This window comes from Enterococcus sp. AAFC-DPL-5182 (assembly GCF_058216605.1).
This window is the reverse complement of the sequence record NZ_CM177101.1, coordinates 1-16,954: the sequence shown is the minus strand read 5'-3', so window position 1 is coordinate 16,954 and position 16,954 is coordinate 1. Positions and strand designations below refer to the sequence as shown.

Here is a 16,954-nt window from a genome sequence, read left to right as displayed (position 1 = left end):
TCTTTCCCTTTGTTTTACAAGTCAAAATTTCCTAATACGTCTTTTAAACTAGTTTTTGTTGCGGCGGGTGTTGCTTGGAAATAAATGTCTTCTACCCCGTAGTTATCGTGCATATCTTTTAATTTTTCAGCATCTTCTTTGTTTAAATAGACTGATTTAGTAACGAATAAATCCTTCTCTGGATTTTTTTGTGCAATTCCACCGATATTTAATTCTTTTATCGGCACCCCGTGTTTTACCAAGTCGTAAATAACCCCAACGGTTTTAGCAATTAAAATACAGTTATACTCTTTGAAATTGTATTCATCCCAATAAAATTTAGCTTTTTCTGGCGTAACAACAATTGTTTTTTGCCCAGTGCGGCTACCTGCACTTTTGTATAAATCCCGCATAAATTTATCTTTTGCCACAATCTCATCCACTACGAAAATTGAATTAACACCACTCTTTTGTGATAATGTCATCATTACTTGTCCATGGATCAAACGCTCATCCACACGTGCTAAATTTACTACACCCATTTTTTTCACGTCCTCTTCTTTTTATAAAATACCAACTGCGGCCAAAACAATTAAAATACCTGTGAGCCACAATAATGCTTGCGTTACTTTTAGACCTTTTTTCGTATAGAACCAATACACACCCATCACAACTGCTAATGGTAATAGTCCTGGTACAATTTGATCCAAAATATCTTGAACAACGAATTCACGCCCAGAAAGCTTAAATTGTAATGTTGAAGAAACTTTGACATAATTTCCAGCTAAAATCCCCATCATAAACAGACCGAGAACAGACAACATTTCAATTGCCTTTTGAATCCCTGCACTTTGCATTAAACCCGTTGCATTTCGACCCATTTTAAAAGATGATCTGGCAAAGAAAACACCTAATAACACTTGATATAAAGCGAATGCGATAAATGGAAAGATCGCCCCTAATGCACTTCCTTGTTGTGCCCACGGAACCGCAATGGCGATGAAAATATATTGCACAGTTCCAGAGTCGATCGCATCTCCAATCCCTGCCAAAGCGCCCATCAAACCAGCTTTGGTGTTATACATTAAATCATCTTGCATCATGATTTCGCGTTTTTCATATTCTTCTTTAGCTCGTTCTTGTTCCATTGACGCCATCAACCCAGTAATGACACCACCGCCCCAACTTAACTGTGTATTGAAGAAAAGTAACTGACGCATGTAAGCCGCTTTTAATTGTTCATCATCTTTGTATAGCTTTTTCAAAAGTGGCATCATTGCGTAAAGCAATGATGGTGCCAAATAACGTTCAAATGAATGTGGAATTTCATTGGCAAAATGCCAACGAAGATAAGCTTTCGTTACATCTTTATTTGTAATTTCTTCTGGTGCCAAAGCCGTTGTTTTCGGGACCATTTTTTCTGTTGTTTCCGTCATTTTTAGTTCCTCCTTTTTTCCTAAAATCCGTCATCGTAATCGTCGTCATCATCAAAATCGGCAGATGAATGGTTGGAAACAGCACTTTCTGTCACAACGGATTTGCCTTTTTGAACTTGAACAAAAATTAACGCGATAATAACACCGAAGATTGCATAAGTCACCATCGTGATTTCTAATGATTTAAAGACAATACTCATGAAATAAGCTAGGAAGAAGAAGACCAAGAAGTCTTTACGTCCAATAACATAAACTGTTGTCGCAATCCCGATCGCCGCTAGCCCGCCGCCGACTACTTCTAATACATGAATAACCACTGTTCCTTCTAATGCCTTGATAATATCTGCAATCACTGGTGCACCTAAATAAAGAGCAAAAAACACTAACGGAACGAATAAAATAAATGATGCAATCGTTGGGTACCAGATAATCGAACGCGCAATTTTTTTTGAGTTTAACTCTGCTACTGCTCGGTCAGTATACTTTCCTAAAAATGTATTAATAAAGAAACGGAATTGATACAAATAACTTCCTAAAAGTCCCACAGGTACCGCTACAGCAATCGCCGCTTCTGGTTTTAAGTTTCCTAATAAAGCAACAGGAACTGCGATCGCTGCGGCAATCGATGGTTCCGCCGGCATAGAGCCACCTGGAGAAAACACCCCCATATAGATCATTTGCAGTGCCGCTGTAACAATCATTGCTTTTGGCACATCCCCCATCACTAAACCAGCAACTAATCCAGTCATTAAAGGTGAAAAACGTAACGTTAACGTTGCGCCTCCTCCAAGCCATCTTGACATAATTGCTGCTACCCAAAGCGCCATTATCAAACTTTGTAAAACACTTAAAGTTTCCATAGTTCCTCCTTCTTATCCTTGTTCTCGGATATATTTTTCTAGGTCTTCAATTCCTTGCTGCAACGTTTTTTCAGAAATAGCGATCGGAATTAAATGAACCTTTTCTTTTGAATCAATAAATTGAACCATAGCTTGCAAAATATCTGTATCTTCTGGATATAGCCCCATTTGTTCTAGCGACATAGGCAAGTGCATGTCTTGATAAAAAGGGATTAAGTCGTCAATTACCGACCACTTTTGTTCTAATGCTAATTGATAAAAAATACCATAGGCGACTTTTTCACCATGTAAGAAATCATGACTGTTTGATAAAAACTTACTCATTGCATCATGCATCGCGTGTGCAGCGGCATTTCGGGCATATTTATCGCCTAACCCACCGACTAATCCTGAAACCGCAAAAATGATTTCTGAAAGGTGAACAAATTCTGGCGTTACCTTTCTATTATCCATGGCGTTCAAGGCAGTGACTGAATCACGCATAATAGCTTCCTGACAAAGCTTAGCCGTTGCGCCAGCCAATTCTAAAAACGGTTCGTCTTGTAATTTTTCTTGTCGTAAAATACTTTCTGATTCATACCATTTCGCTAAGGTATCGGCTAATCCTGCAATAAAATAATCGCGAGGCGCATCAATAATCAACCGCGGATCTGTCATTAAAAATGCCGCTTGTCGAAAGAAATGTTCTGTTTTTCCTTCAGCTGCACCATTTTCTTTATACATCACTGCTAAAGGTGTCCATGGGGCACAATTACTCGCCAAAGTCGGGATAACACCAAAATTCAAATCATTAAGATATGCTGCATAACCGACCAAATCGGCTAATTTACCGCCACCAACACCAATCATAAAGTCGATCTCATGGCTTTTGATCTGATCTGCAATCAACTCTGCCCCATAATAGCTGCATTCACCTGTATAAGAATGATAAAAAAATCGATAACGCTCATCTGACAAAAAAGTTAAAAATGGCTGGGCTTTTTCAAAAGATAGTGAACCATGAACCACTAAAATTCTTTTAGCATGGTATTCTTCCAATAATTGCGGGACAGTATCTAATGCTCCTTCATGGTAACGATAAAATTGCGGTCCCACTTTGACTTTTAAATCTGTTAACATCTTCATCCTCCTCTTTTAGCTGACATAACGACTATCTGCTTGAACGGCTCGTTGCGGTAAAACACCTTTTGCAACATCTTCCACATCTCGAACACATTTTTCCCCCATCGCTTGCAAACATTCCATCGTATAAGCTGATGTATGGGGTGTCATTACTACGTTTTCAAAAGAGAGATAAGGATGGTTTTTTCGACCAGGTTCTTCTTCTAAAACATCGGTACCAAATCCAGCGATTTTCCCTGAACGCAAGCCTTGAATCATTGCTTTTTCATTAATTAATGCACCACGTGCACTGTTTGAGAGATAAACTCCGTCTTTCATTTTTGCAATTTCTGTTTCACCGATCATATGGTAGCTTTCGTCTGTTAAATTGGCACATAAACAGATAATATCTGCAGAGGTTAGTAACGTGTCTAAATCAACTTTTCTCGCCCCATAACTTTGTATATACGTTTGCGATTTATAAGGATCATAGGCTAACACCTCACAACGAAAGCCATTTCTCAATGCTTCAACCACGCAACTCCCTGTATTACCAATCCCAATAACGCCCACTGTTTTATTAAACAATGTTCGACCAACAAATTGGGCTCGCTTTTCCCATTGATCTGCTTTGACGCTTGAATCTGCTGCGACTGTCCGTCGTAAAACAGCTAATAAATTCGTGATATTATTCTCAGCGACAGCATCTCGTTCAACTAATGCTGGAATGATAGAAACAATCGTATTGTGTTTTTTCGCCGCTTCTAAATCAATGTTATTGTAGCCGATGCCATGACGAGAAATTAATAGTAGTTCATCTTTGTGTTGGAAAAATTCTGCTGTAAAAAATGGGGTAACACTGGCGATGATCATCGTGTATCCATGCAGCAATTCAGCTAACTCTTTACCACCAATTTCACTGTCTACTATAAAATGGTCAACTACTCCAATTTTTTCTAATCGAGCCAAATGTTCTGGAAAAATTTCACCAAAACTACTTGAATTCACTATTGCGATTTTCTGTTCTTTTGACATAGTTAGGCTCCTTTACTGACTTTCTACAACCGCATGACCACCAAAGCCTCGACGTAAGGAGGCTACTACCTTGTTAGAAAAATGATTTGTTAACATACTTTCGTTACGAACGAACAACGATAATGCTGTTGTTGGAACAGGCATTTCTAATCGTAATGCTTCTTCGATCATCCATTTCGCTTCCCCATTTGAAGCAACTTTTCCTTCTAAGCTGGCTAATGTTGGATCATCTGAAAAAATATCAGCTGCTAATCCCATCAAACGTGCTTCGATAATTGAGCCGTGGTTCCAAACACTCGCCACCTCATCCAATGCAAATGAATAACCCGAAGCTTCTAACAAGTTAAAGCCTTCACCCATTGCTTGCATCATCGCGTATTCGATGCCATTGTGAACCATTTTTAAGTAGTGCCCTGCTCCTGATTTTCCTGCATAAAGATAGCCATTCTCACAAGCTAAATCTTTAAAAAAGGGTTCCAACACAACCACCGCTTCTTTTTCACCACCAACCATTAAACAGGCTCCTTCACGAGCTCCTTTTAAACCACCAGAAGTGCCGCAATCAATAAAGTAAATACCTTTTACTTTGGCTTTCTCTGCATTCGATACACTGTCATGAAAATTTGAATTACCACTATCTATGATGATGTCTCCTACCCCCAGCACTTCTGTAAGATCTGCTACCAATTGATTAGTGATCATTCCAGCTGGTGTACTTAAAAATATTACCTTCTTTTTGTTAAGCGCTTTCAATAAACTCTCTAAAGAATCTGCTACCGAAAGACCTTTTTGCTTAGCTGTTTCTCTTGCCTCGTTGTTTACATCATAGCCAATTATTTCCCAGCCTTGTGCTTGAACATTCAATGCCATGTTCAACCCCATCTTCCCAAGACCAATAAATCCAATAATCATTTTTTACTCACCTGCCTTTTTGATACCCCCATCATAATAGATAAAAAAAAAAATGTAAATGCATACATTAAATAAAAAATATTTTTTATTTTTTAAAGAAAATTCGCTTTTTACAGGAGGAAAATAACATTATTTTTTTGCTGTTTTCATGTAAAAGAAAGGAAACAACGATGCTCAGATCGAACATTCTGACTTATTTTCATTTTCTTTCTTCAAGATTTTTTCAAGGCTTTATAAATTTTTCAGAAAAAAGATTGTTTATTTTTTTACCCCTTTTTTTAAGACTTTATTTTTTTTAGACGAGAGGAGAAATTGTAATTCTAATTTTTTTTCTCTATAATAAGTCTATGCTAATCATAAAAAGGCATTCATTTTGTAAAAAAGGTTGAAAGATTGGAGGAACTTCCTTATGAAAAATCATTACCTTGACCAGCGAATTCGGATAAAACGACCAAGTTTAAGTATTACAGAAAAAAAAATTTCAGAGTATCTTGTTCAATCAGAAGCATTATTGACTCAGATGACGTTAGAAAATCTAGCGAATGAAATCGGTGTTTCTCAATCTTCCGTTTATCAATTCGTTAAAAACATTGGCTATTCTGGTTTTCAGGAATTTAAGATTGATATTGCTCGAAATTCCAATTATCAACCGACCTTTCAGAACATCAATTCCGTCAATGGCGCAGATGATATTTTACCAGATGATAATAGTATCGATATTGCCAAAAAGGTCTTACAAGCCAATATATATTCATTAAGTAATGCCACGCAGTTTTTAACGAAAGAGTTATTGGACAATGTTTTGGCACTAATGTATTCTGCGAAAACCTTACACTTTTTTGGACAAGGTGGCTCTTCTATTGTTGCTTTTGACAGTTTTCATAAGTTTATTCGCACCAAATATCGGTGTAATTATATCTTTGACTATCATATGCAGTTAAGCTTTGTTACTAAGCTGACTAGTGAAGATTGTGTGTTTATTTTTTCTCACTCTGGCAAGACAAAGGAATCCATTAACCTAGCTCGGCAGGTAAAAAAAACCGAGGCAAAACTTATCACTTTAACCGGCAACAGTGGTTCAGAATTAGCTGGATTATCGGATGAAGCTATTATCGTTGTAACGGAAGAAGGACTATTTCGTGCTGAATCATTAGCTTCTAGAATCAGTTATTTAACCGTTATGGATATCCTATACACCAATATTATGTATCATAATTTTGATCAGAATGCCGATTCTTTAAAAAAGATTCGCTACAATATTAGTACTACGTAGAGATCTACGCATTGATTATTACTATATATCCTTCAAAAATAAAAAAAAACACATTTTTCAAAAAAAATTGACACTCGATATTCGAGCATAAAATTTCAATGAGGATGTGTTTTTTTTATTTTTCTTCAACAACTCTAACGATCTCCCATATTCTTTTGATTATATAATCATTGTTACTCTATAATATACTTTTGGGAGGTTGAAGTTGAAATTGTTTCATTTAATCGGTTTAATAATGGGCATTTGGTTCCTGGTAACACTGTCTGCATTTTTCATTCGTATAAGAGCGTTTTTTATTGCATCATACGATCATATAAAAGAAATTAAAAAAACTTAGTAACAAACTGTTTTTATGGTTAGTTATTTCTATGTTTGTATCATTAGTTGCTTCAGCATATCTTTTATAGCGTTAATTTCAAGTAAAAATCGTATTTACTAATCCGATCAACATTCCTGTTACAGGTACTAAAACCCAAATCCATGAACTCCAGTCCGCTTTGTTTTCTTCCTTCATCGTTGCTAAACGTAATCTTAAATTTTCGTTTTCTACTTTTAATGCTTCGATTTTTTCATTTTGATTTGTCATATTTATTCGCTCCTAAATTAGTTGATAAGCTTATTATGACGGATTCAGCTCCAGACAAATAGAAGCTTTTGTCAGGAATCAACATGACAATTGTCATGTTTTTAGGCTAGGACATAACGCTACAAGTCACATTCTCATTTAACTAAATTATTTCACCAGTGATAACTTTTAAATTCATCAATAAAGAGGACATTACATCCAATTCTCTTTGATCTACTTCCGCATATTTTTGATTCATGATTTTTTCTCTTTCTTTTTTGACAAGTTGGTACATTAGAGTTAGTTCTTCCGAGGTTAAATTTGATAAATAAACGTGATTTGGCTCTGAATAAGCAAAAGCTTCGATTTCAAAGGTTTCTGGATTTCTTTTCAGACTTGTCCGAATTTGAAATCCATTTGAAAAAGTGATCATCTCTACATACAGATATTCAGAAAAAGTAATGGGTCTCCGTTCATAAACCGTCGTTTTCCCTCCGAATATTTCTAGTATATTTTCAAGAAAGTTAGATAATGCTGTTCCAATATTTAATTGTTTTGAAAAAGTTTTTGATAGTAATAATTTTTCTTGTGTCATCATTTTTACCTCTCACTTCTTATTACTCCTATTATAATCATACTTTTTTTCAAAACAAAGCGAAACGATATTATGTTTTTTTTAAATTTAGTAAAAAGAAGAACATCTCGGCCTTCCGCTAAGATGTTCTTCTTTTCAATTTATTCTTCTGTTGTTGTATCTGTATCTAGCGTCTCAGTTTCAATCACTGTTGTTTCCACACTTTCAACTTCTTCAACGATTTCGTCTGGTTCTGGCTCAACAACGGCCATCGTTACAACTTTTGCATCATCTTCCATTCTCATCAAACGAACACCTAATGTGGCACGTCCTGTTTGAGAAACTGAATCGACATTGAAACGAATAATTACACCTTTATTGGTGATCACTAGAATATCTTCATCACCACGAACGGTAGTAAGTCCTGCTAGTGGTCCGTTTTTCGCTGTAATGTTAGCTGTCTTGATTCCTTTACCGCCACGGCCCTTCACAGGGTACTCAGAGGCTTTTGTCCGCTTACCGTAACCATTTTCCGTCAACACCAGTACTTCCGTGTCAGCGTCCAATAAAGAGGCTCCTACGACGTAGTCATCTTCTCTTAGACGAATACCGCGCACACCTGATGCTGTACGTCCCATATCACGAACCGCTGTTTCAGCAAATGTCACAGAATAACCGTTATGCGTTCCGATGATCATGTTTTGTTCACCATTGGTTAAGACAACATTGACTAGCTCATCATCTTCTTTTAGACCAATCGCAATCAAACCATTACTTCTAATGTTAGAGAATGCCTTAACTGCTGTACGTTTAACGGTACCTTTACGAGTCGTAAAGAATAGATAATGTCCTTCTTCTGCTTGTCCTTCAACAGCGATGATCGCTTGGATCTTCTCACTAGAGTCGATCCCTAGCATGTTGATCACAGGGATTCCTTTAGCCGTTCTGCCATATTCAGGAATTTCATATCCTTTAGCACGGTAAACTTTCCCGTTATTCGTAAAGAATAATAACGTATCATGAGTGGAACAAGAAACAAGGTTTTTCACGAAATCATCATCATGAACGCCCATTCCTTGAACACCACGACCACCACGGCGTTGTGCTCTAAATTCACTATTCGCCATACGCTTGATATAGCCATTGTTTGTTAGTGTGATAACAACTTCAGCTTCTTCGATCAAGTCTTCATCTTCTAGACTTAGAACTTCACCGACTAATAATTCTGTACGACGAGCATCACCATATTTATCATGAATCTCACCAAGTTCTGTTTTGATGATTTCAATAACACGTTCTGGACGCGCTAAAATATCATTCAAATCAGCAATTAATTTCAATAATTCTTGGTACTCATTTTCGATCTTATCGCGTTCCAAACCTGTTAAACGGCGTAAACGCATATCTAAAATCGCTTGTGCTTGACGATCAGAAAATTCAAAACGTTCGATTAAAGCGGCTTTTGCTTCATCATCTGCTTTTGAATTTCGAATAATTGCGATGATCTCATCAATGTGATCTAAAGCAATTCTCAAACCTTCTAAGATATGAGCACGTGCTTCAGCTTTTTTCTTATCAAATTCTGTACGACGTGTAATGACTTCTTTTTGGTGTTCTATATAATTTTCAAGAATTTCTTTCAAGCTTAGAATTTTAGGAATTCCTTTTTCGATTGCCAACATATTAAACCCAAAAGAAGTTTGTAATGCCGTCATCTTATACAGATTATTCAAGATAACAGAAGCACTCACATCACGACGAACATCGATAACGATACGCATTCCTTCACGAGAGGATTCATCTCGTAAATCAGTGATTCCTTCGATTCTTTTTTCACGATGTAATTCTGAAATCCGTTCAATCAAGCGCGCTTTGTTGACCATATATGGCAGCTCTGAAACTAGAATACGTTCTTTGCCGTTTGGCATATCAACGATCTCAACTTTTGCACGAATCGTGATCGAACCTCGACCTGTTTCATAGGCACGGCGGATACCTGATTTACCCATAACTAAACCACCCGTAGGGAAATCTGGTCCAGGTAATACTTCCATTAATTCATTCGTTGTTGCTTCTGGATTTTCCATCAACAAACTTGCAGCTTCAATAACTTCTGCTAAATTATGAGGCGGAATATTGGTTGCCATCCCTACAGCGATCCCTGTTGTTCCATTCACCAAAAGGTTAGGAAAACGTGCTGGCAGTACATCTGGCTCTTGTTCTGAGTCATCATAGTTTCCATGAAAATCAACTGTATTTTTATTGATATCACGTAGCATCTCCAGCGCAATCTTACTCATTCTCGCTTCGGTATAACGCATGGCAGCGGCACCGTCGCCGTCGACAGAACCGAAGTTTCCGTGTCCATCAACGAGCATACTGCGGTAACTAAATGGTTGAGCCATCCGTACCATTGCTTCATAAATAGATGAATCACCATGTGGATGATACTTACCCATAACATCCCCAACGATACGAGCGGATTTTTTATGCGGTTTATCAGGTGTTACACCTAACTCATTCATCCCATATAAAATACGACGATGAACTGGTTTTAACCCATCACGAACATCCGGTAACGCACGCGCCACAATAACGCTCATCGCATAATCAATGAAGGATTCTTTCATTTCACTGGTCAGATTGACGTCTTGAATGTTCTCTTTCATTTCTTCACTCATGAATTTTGCTCCTTCTTCATTAAATATCTAGATTTTTCACGTAATGGGCATTTTCTTCAATAAATGCTCGGCGTGGTTCAACACGGTCTCCCATCAACATTTCAAAAATTTGATCGGCTTCGATTGCATCATCAACACTGACACGTGACATCAAACGTTTTTCAGGATCCATGGTTGTTTCCCATAATTGATGATCATCCATCTCTCCAAGACCTTTATAACGTTGAACACTTGGTTTTGGACTAGCTGGTAGGCTCTCTAAAACTTGAGCGAGTTCTTCCTCAGCATTCTTCCCTGGTTGAACGTATGTGATATTTTTTCCTTGTTTGACCCCATATAAAGGTGGTTGAGCGATATAGACGTATCCCGCTTCAACAACTGGACGCATGAAACGATAGAACAATGTCAATAACAGCGTACGAATATGTGCACCATCGACATCGGCATCGGTCATGATCACTAGTTTGTGGTAACGTGCTTTTGATACATCAAAATCCGCACCAAATCCTGTTCCCATCGCTGTAAATAGTGAACGGATTTCTTCGTTAGCTAAAATTTTATCCATGCTAGCTTTTTCAACGTTTAGGATTTTCCCACGAATTGGTAAAATCGCTTGGAATTCACGGCTACGGCCTTGTTTTGCTGATCCACCGGCCGAATCTCCTTCGACGATAAAGATTTCGCATTTTTCAGGATCTTTACTTGAACAATCGGCTAATTTACCTGGTAAATTACTGATTTCAAGTGCACCTTTACGACGAGTTACTTCACGTGCTCGTTTAGCAGCCATACGGGCTTTTGAAGCCAATAGACCTTTTTCTACGATTTGTTTCCCAACAGTTGGGTTTTCCATCAAGAATTTATTGAAATACTCAGAGAATAAACGGTCTGTAACCGTACGAACTTCTGAATTTCCTAGTTTTGTTTTAGTTTGTCCTTCAAATTGAGGTTCTGGATGCTTGATAGAAATAACAGCTGTTAATCCTTCACGAACATCTTCCCCTGTTAGGTTTTCGTCATTTTCTTTCATGATCTTTTGTTTACGAGCATAATCATTGATGACACGCGTCAATGACGTTTTAAAACCTGATTCATGTGTTCCGCCTTCATACGTATGGATGTTGTTGGCGAAACTTAGTAAGTTAGTATGGTAACCATCTGTATATTGCATCGATACTTCAACGATGATGTCTTGTTGTTCTCCTTCAATGAAAACAGGTTCAGGGAACAGCACATCTTTATTCGCATTCAAGTGTTCCACGTAACTCTTGATCCCGCCTTCATAGTGATATTCTTTCAAGACAGGTTTTTCTTCACGTTTATCTTCAATAGAGATTTTTAATCCTTTATTCAAGAACGCTAATTCTCTTACACGTGTTGCTAATTTATCAAAATTAAAAATCGTTGTTTCTGTAAAAATTTCTGGATCTGGAACAAAGTGAACCGTTGTACCATGACGGTCTGTATCGCCAATCACTTTTAGATCATCTTTGACGGCACCTTGATGGAACTCTTGGAAGTAAATTTTTCCTTCTTTGTAGACTTTTACATCTAATGTTGTTGATAAAGCATTAACAACAGAAGAACCTACCCCGTGAAGTCCTCCGGAAACTTTATATCCGCCACCGCCGAATTTTCCTCCAGCATGGAGAACGGTGAATACTGTTTCTACAGCTGGTCTCCCTGTTTTAGCTTGGATACCGACTGGGATTCCACGACCATCATCGACAACAGTGATGCTGTTATCTTCTTCAATAATTACTTGGATACTTGACGCAAAGCCTGCCAAAGCCTCATCGATCGAATTATCAACGATCTCCCAAACTAAGTGATGCAAACCTTCTGAACTCGTCGATCCTATGTACATACCAGGACGTTTACGAACCGCTTCAAGACCTTCTAATACCTGAATCTGACTGGCATCATATTCTTGTGCACGTTCTTTCATGTTTTTTTCTTCTTCTGTCATATAGATGCTTCCCTCTCTATCTCTCCCTGATGAACATGAAATATATCTGGTTCAACAGTTAATTTATTGTTTAAATGATCCAAACTTGTTGTTGTTAAAAAAGTCTGAACCTTTCCTTCAATCGTTTCTAGCAGGTGCAATTGTCGTTCATTATCTAACTCACTCATGACATCATCTAATAACAACACAGGATATTCTCCTGTTTCTGAATACATTAAATCAATTTCCGCAAGCTTCACGCTAAGAGCTGTGGTTCTTTGTTGACCTTGTGAACCATATGTTTGAACGTTTTGTCCATTTACATTAAAAATCAGGTCGTCTCGATGAGGACCTAAAAAAGTATTTGCTTTGAACAATTCACGTTTCCGGTTGTCAAGAAGGCTCTGCAGCAGTTGCTTTTGGATCTCTTCCAGTGAAAAATTTTCTTTGTCTAATGGGATACTTGAAAAATAATCGATCGCTAATTCTTCTTTTTCATGGCTGATTTTCTTGTGTAGTAAGTTCGCCCAGTGCTCTAATTTTTGAATAAATTCGAGACGAGCAAACAAGACCTTACCGCCAAATTCTGCCAATTGTTCTGTCAAAATATCTAGATAAACAAGATCCGACTGTTTTTTTTCCGCCAGCTGTTTTAAATATTGGTTACGCTGTTTTAAGACAGACTGATATTGAACCAAATCATATAGGTAAATCGGATTGACTTGGCCTAATTCCATGTCAATAAACTTACGACGTAATTGTGGTGAGCCTTTGACTAGCGATAAATCTTCTGGTGCAAATAAAATGACATTCAGCTGACCAATGTATGAACTCAAACGCTTTTGTTCAATGTGATTGACTTTTGTCTTACGGCCTTTGTTGGAAATAATGATTTCAAGCGGCACCGTTCCCGTCTTTTTTTCAATGACACCACTGATCCTTGCTGAATCTGAATCCCAATGAACTAGTTCTTTTTCATTACTGGTTCGGTGACTGCGGGTCATTGCTAAAACATAAATACTTTCCAAAAGATTCGTCTTGCCTTGCGCGTTTTCTCCAAGAAAAATATTTAATGTTTTAGGAAAATCTAAGCTCAGCCCATCATAATTACGATAATGCTGCACCTCGATTTTATTCAGTCTCATCGACTGCCTCGCCCTTTTTAACCATAAAAAAAGTACCTTCTTCAGGTATCTCGAGCATCATTCCAGCATACAATTTTCTGCCGCGGCGATTCTCTAATTCCCCATCTACGAAAACACTATTTTCAGCTAAGTACCACTTTGCAGCACCGCCGCTACTGATAACATCGACTTCTTTTAAGACCTGACCAAGTGTCATATAATCAGTTTCTAAAACAATCGTCTTTTTCAAAATGCATCCCTCTTTTTTGTTTTCACTTTTACTTTAATATTATACTCTTTTTTACGTCAAAAAACAAATTTATCCGTCTAATTTTCTTTCTAAGCAATTTTGAATGCAATCGACAAAAAATATTCTAACGATTAAAAAAGGCTTAAAATGCATTTTAAGGAGAAATTTGTAAGTTAGGTCTCTTGAAATTTTTTTTCAGTAATTTTCATTTTGTTTATCATAAATAATAGTTATATGTGAAAATCATCTGAATAAAGAATCGACTTATACAGTTCGACGATATAAAGGTGTACGATAAATGGATATTAAGAAAATCTTGCCTCTAACAGAAACAACTTTTTATATTATGCTATCACTGATTGAACCTTCACATGGATATGCCAATGATGTTTTTTATGTTTGGCGCTATATGCTATATGATGATGGGAACCAAAACAAAAAAACGGAACAAGAAATATGTGAAGGGATAATCATTCAGATCTTAACTCCCAAAAAAGAGTGTATGAAAAACTGAGTTTCAGTTTTTCATACACTCTTTTTTCTTAATTTGTACGAACTGGTGTAATCAATTGAATAAAATCTAAATCTGTTTCTGTCGGTTCTAATGTAAATGGACGAATTGCAGAAATAAATTTAACGGTAATACTCATATCGCCAAAAGCACGCAATGCATCTTTCATATAATCTGGATTGAAAGAAATTTCTAATGGGTCACCCGTTACTTTTTCGTAATTTAGAGGTTCTTCTACTTTACCGATTTCTGGAGAGTTTCCGTAAAGAACAACAGAATCAGAAGCAATGGCTAAACGAACGATGTTATTGCGGCCTTCATGTGACAACAAAGAAGCGCGATCGATAGCTGATAATAATTCTGGTACATAAAAATCAATTTCTGTATTAAAACTTGTCGGAATCAAACGATTTGTATCAGGATAATTTCCTTCTAACAAGCGAGAATAGAAATACATATTTTGAGTTTTGAACAGTACTTGGTTTTCCATAATGCTGATTTCGACCATTTCTTCTTCATTTGTGAATGAACGAGAAAGTTCAGTCAAACTTTTTCCTGGAATGACAATATTGAAATTTTCAGCTGCTTGTTCGATAGGGATGATTCGTTGACTCAAACGATGTGAATCTGTCGCAACAGCTAATAATTTTTGATCTTCTAATATAAAGTGAACACCAGTCAAAATTGGACGACTTTCATGAAGAGAAACAGCAAATCCTGTTTCATTGATAATTTTTGTCAACAGGTGAACAGGTAATTGAATTTGATTTTTGGCATCGATCACAGGAAGATGTGGATAATTATCTGCATCCAAGCCATTAACAGTAAAGTCAGCTTTTCCTGAGGTAATCGCTACTTGATTATTCTCTAGTACTTCAAGTGTGAACATTTCTTCAGGTAATTTACGAATGATTTCACCAAAGAAGCGAGCTTGTAAAACGATACTTCCTGTAGATTCAATCGTCATTTGAGCTTTTTCATCTTCTTTACTTAGAAAGCTTTCAATAGAGATATCTGCATTACTACCTGTTAAGGATAAACCTTCATCTGTCAAAACGATTTTTACACCCGTTAAAATAGGGATCGTCGTTTTAGAAGAAATGGCTCTTTGAACGGTTTGTAATTCTTGTAAGAATGTATTTCTTTTTACAGTTAATTTCATAATGATTGAACTCCTTTTTAATTGATTTTAAAAGCATTAATTTTGCTAAGACAGTTTTGTATTTATATATAAATAAATAATAAAAGTAGTAGGGCTTGTTAATTCTGTGGAAAAGTCTAGAAACGAAATGAAACAGGAGTTTTCCACCTGTGTATAACTTGTGGAAAACTTTTTCCTTTTTCTCTTTTTTATCCACAGGTCAGGAATTAAGCAAGTTTTTGATTTCTCCAACTTCTTTTTGAATTGTCGGATCTTTTTCCATTAATTGTTGAATTTTTTCGTGAGCATGGATGACCGTGGTATGATCTTTTCCGCCGAACTCTGCCCCGATTTTTGGTAGAGAGTTATCTGTCATCTCTCTGGAAAGGTACATCGAGATTTGTCTAGGAACAACAATGGATTTTACGCGTTTTTTGCCTTTTAAATCTTTTAATTGGATATGGTAATACTTTGCCACTTCTTCTTGGATTTGTAAAATCGATAGGTGATTTTGACTGCCGACAGATTTTAAGGATTTCAAAGCATCTGCTGCTAAACTTGTTGTAATATCTTCACCATTGATTGTGGCAAATGCTTGAACTCGGACTAATGCACCTTCTAGTTCCCGAATGTTGGAATCGATTTGGCCTGCAATGTAACTAAGGGTATCATCAGGAATCTCCAGACGTTCTGCATCAGCTTTTTTCCGTAAAATGGCGATTCTCGTCTCTAAGTCAGGTGGTGTGATATCAACAGATAAGCCCCAAGCAAAACGAGAAACCAAACGCTCAGGAAGTTTGGGAATATCGTTAGGTGGCCGATCACTTGTTAGTACGATCTGTTTATTTTCATTATACAAATCATTAAACGTATGGAAAAATTCTTCTAATGTTGCTTCTTTCTCTGCTAAAAATTGAATATCATCGACTAATAGCAAATCAACATTTCGGTATTCTTTTCGGAACTGTTCTGAATTTTTCGTTTGGATCGAATTGATAAATTCATTTGTAAATGTTTCGCTGCTGACGTATTTTACTTTAGCGTCTGGTCGATTTTGCAGCATTTGATGACCGATTGCATGCATCAAATGGGTTTTTCCTAAACCAACACCACCATAAAAGAATAATGGATTGTAAATTGAGCCTGGATCTTCCGCCACAACTAAAGCTGCAGCATGTGCCATTTGATTTCCTTTTCCGATAACAAACGTATCAAAAGAATACTTTGGATTCAATAAAGCTTTCTTGCCATGTTCTGCAATTTTTTCTTGCGTTACAGGGGCTTTTTTTTCATCTTGAACAGGCATTGTCTCGGTTTCACCAGTAACAACAAAATGAGGCATCACTTCAGCACCAGTCAATTTAAAGCCGGTCTCAACGATTTTAGCGGCTAAATTCTTTTCCCAATAGTCTTTATGAACAGCAGAAGGAACTTCTAACCATAATTGGTTATTCTCCAACTTTAGCGGTTGCGTTGTTTTTATCCAAGCATCAAAACTTGGCGCAGACAAAACAGATTGGTAAGTATCTTCTAGATCTTTCCAGAAACTTTCCATATCGGGCAT

The 16,954-nt window shown here is 36.9% G+C and carries 16 protein-coding genes; 2 read left to right on the top strand and 14 right to left on the bottom strand.

All coding sequences use genetic code 11. The features are described 5' to 3' along the window. Positions 1–14: 14 nt before the first annotated feature. Genes AC4BB7_RS00080 through gnd form a run of 6 tightly spaced genes read right to left on the bottom strand, consistent with a single transcriptional unit; the run spans position 15 to position 5,323 of the window. A complete protein-coding gene (locus AC4BB7_RS00080) occupies positions 15–521 on the bottom strand; it encodes a PTS sugar transporter subunit IIB (protein ID WP_490483976.1) in 507 nt (168 codons plus the stop codon). Positions 522–542: 21 nt separating this feature from the next. Further along, the gene (locus AC4BB7_RS00075; protein ID WP_025870614.1) at positions 543–1,415 is read right to left on the bottom strand and encodes a PTS system mannose/fructose/sorbose family transporter subunit IID; all 873 of its coding nucleotides are present in this window, start codon (positions 1,413–1,415) and stop codon (positions 543–545) included. Positions 1,416–1,435: 20 nt separating this feature from the next. After that, the gene (locus AC4BB7_RS00070; protein ID WP_025870612.1) at positions 1,436–2,275 is read right to left on the bottom strand and encodes a PTS mannose/fructose/sorbose/N-acetylgalactosamine transporter subunit IIC; all 840 of its coding nucleotides are present in this window, start codon (positions 2,273–2,275) and stop codon (positions 1,436–1,438) included. Positions 2,276–2,287: 12 nt separating this feature from the next. Further along, positions 2,288–3,394, bottom strand: a complete 1,107-nt coding sequence (locus AC4BB7_RS00065) for an iron-containing alcohol dehydrogenase family protein (RefSeq protein WP_490483975.1) — start codon at positions 3,392–3,394, stop codon at positions 2,288–2,290. A gap of 15 nt (positions 3,395–3,409) precedes the next feature. After that, complete coding sequence (locus tag AC4BB7_RS00060; protein WP_490483974.1) at positions 3,410–4,411, bottom strand: D-isomer specific 2-hydroxyacid dehydrogenase family protein; 1,002 nt, start codon at positions 4,409–4,411, stop codon at positions 3,410–3,412. Between the two features lie 12 nt (positions 4,412–4,423). Further along, positions 4,424–5,323, bottom strand: a complete 900-nt coding sequence (gene gnd, locus AC4BB7_RS00055) for a phosphogluconate dehydrogenase (NAD(+)-dependent, decarboxylating) (RefSeq protein WP_490483973.1) — start codon at positions 5,321–5,323, stop codon at positions 4,424–4,426. A gap of 409 nt (positions 5,324–5,732) precedes the next feature. Between gnd and AC4BB7_RS00050 the strand changes: the two genes are divergently transcribed. Further along, complete coding sequence (locus AC4BB7_RS00050; protein ID WP_086314782.1) at positions 5,733–6,596, top strand: MurR/RpiR family transcriptional regulator; 864 nt, start codon at positions 5,733–5,735, stop codon at positions 6,594–6,596. Between the two features lie 415 nt (positions 6,597–7,011). On the opposite strand, the gene AC4BB7_RS00045 is transcribed toward AC4BB7_RS00050, so the two are convergent. The 6 genes from AC4BB7_RS00045 to yaaA all read right to left on the bottom strand — a co-directional run bounded on the left by AC4BB7_RS00045 (position 7,012) and on the right by yaaA (position 13,738). Beyond that, on the bottom strand, positions 7,012–7,182 hold the full coding sequence (locus tag AC4BB7_RS00045; protein ID WP_170923032.1) for a coiled-coil domain-containing protein: 171 nt from the start codon (positions 7,180–7,182) through the stop codon (positions 7,012–7,014). Positions 7,183–7,324: 142 nt separating this feature from the next. Next, a complete protein-coding gene (locus AC4BB7_RS00040) occupies positions 7,325–7,759 on the bottom strand; it encodes a hypothetical protein (RefSeq protein ID WP_490483972.1) in 435 nt (144 codons plus the stop codon). A gap of 137 nt (positions 7,760–7,896) precedes the next feature. Further along, on the bottom strand, positions 7,897–10,416 hold the full coding sequence (gene gyrA, locus AC4BB7_RS00035) for a DNA gyrase subunit A (RefSeq protein ID WP_086314779.1): 2,520 nt from the start codon (positions 10,414–10,416) through the stop codon (positions 7,897–7,899). A 19-nt stretch (positions 10,417–10,435) separates the two neighbouring features. Next, the gene (gene gyrB, locus AC4BB7_RS00030) at positions 10,436–12,385 is read right to left on the bottom strand and encodes a DNA topoisomerase (ATP-hydrolyzing) subunit B (RefSeq protein ID WP_086314778.1); all 1,950 of its coding nucleotides are present in this window, start codon (positions 12,383–12,385) and stop codon (positions 10,436–10,438) included. Then, the gene (gene recF / locus AC4BB7_RS00025) at positions 12,382–13,509 is read right to left on the bottom strand and encodes a DNA replication/repair protein RecF (RefSeq protein ID WP_490483971.1); all 1,128 of its coding nucleotides are present in this window, start codon (positions 13,507–13,509) and stop codon (positions 12,382–12,384) included. The genes gyrB and recF overlap by 4 nt, the downstream gene beginning before the upstream one ends. Next, complete coding sequence (yaaA, locus tag AC4BB7_RS00020; RefSeq protein ID WP_010770272.1) at positions 13,496–13,738, bottom strand: S4 domain-containing protein YaaA; 243 nt, start codon at positions 13,736–13,738, stop codon at positions 13,496–13,498. The genes recF and yaaA overlap by 14 nt, the downstream gene beginning before the upstream one ends. A gap of 298 nt (positions 13,739–14,036) precedes the next feature. On the opposite strand from yaaA, the gene AC4BB7_RS00015 reads away from it, so the two are divergent. After that, positions 14,037–14,252: a hypothetical protein gene (locus AC4BB7_RS00015; protein WP_490483970.1), complete on the top strand. Its 216-nt coding sequence runs from the start codon at positions 14,037–14,039 to the stop codon at positions 14,250–14,252. A gap of 28 nt (positions 14,253–14,280) precedes the next feature. Here the strand turns inward: AC4BB7_RS00015 and dnaN are convergent, their stop codons facing one another. Then, positions 14,281–15,411 (bottom strand): DNA polymerase III subunit beta, encoded by a 1,131-nt coding sequence (gene dnaN, locus AC4BB7_RS00010; RefSeq protein WP_010770269.1) that lies wholly within the window; start codon positions 15,409–15,411, stop codon positions 14,281–14,283. Between the two features lie 199 nt (positions 15,412–15,610). After that, positions 15,611–16,954 (bottom strand): chromosomal replication initiator protein DnaA, encoded by a 1,344-nt coding sequence (dnaA, locus tag AC4BB7_RS00005; protein WP_490483969.1) that lies wholly within the window; start codon positions 16,952–16,954, stop codon positions 15,611–15,613.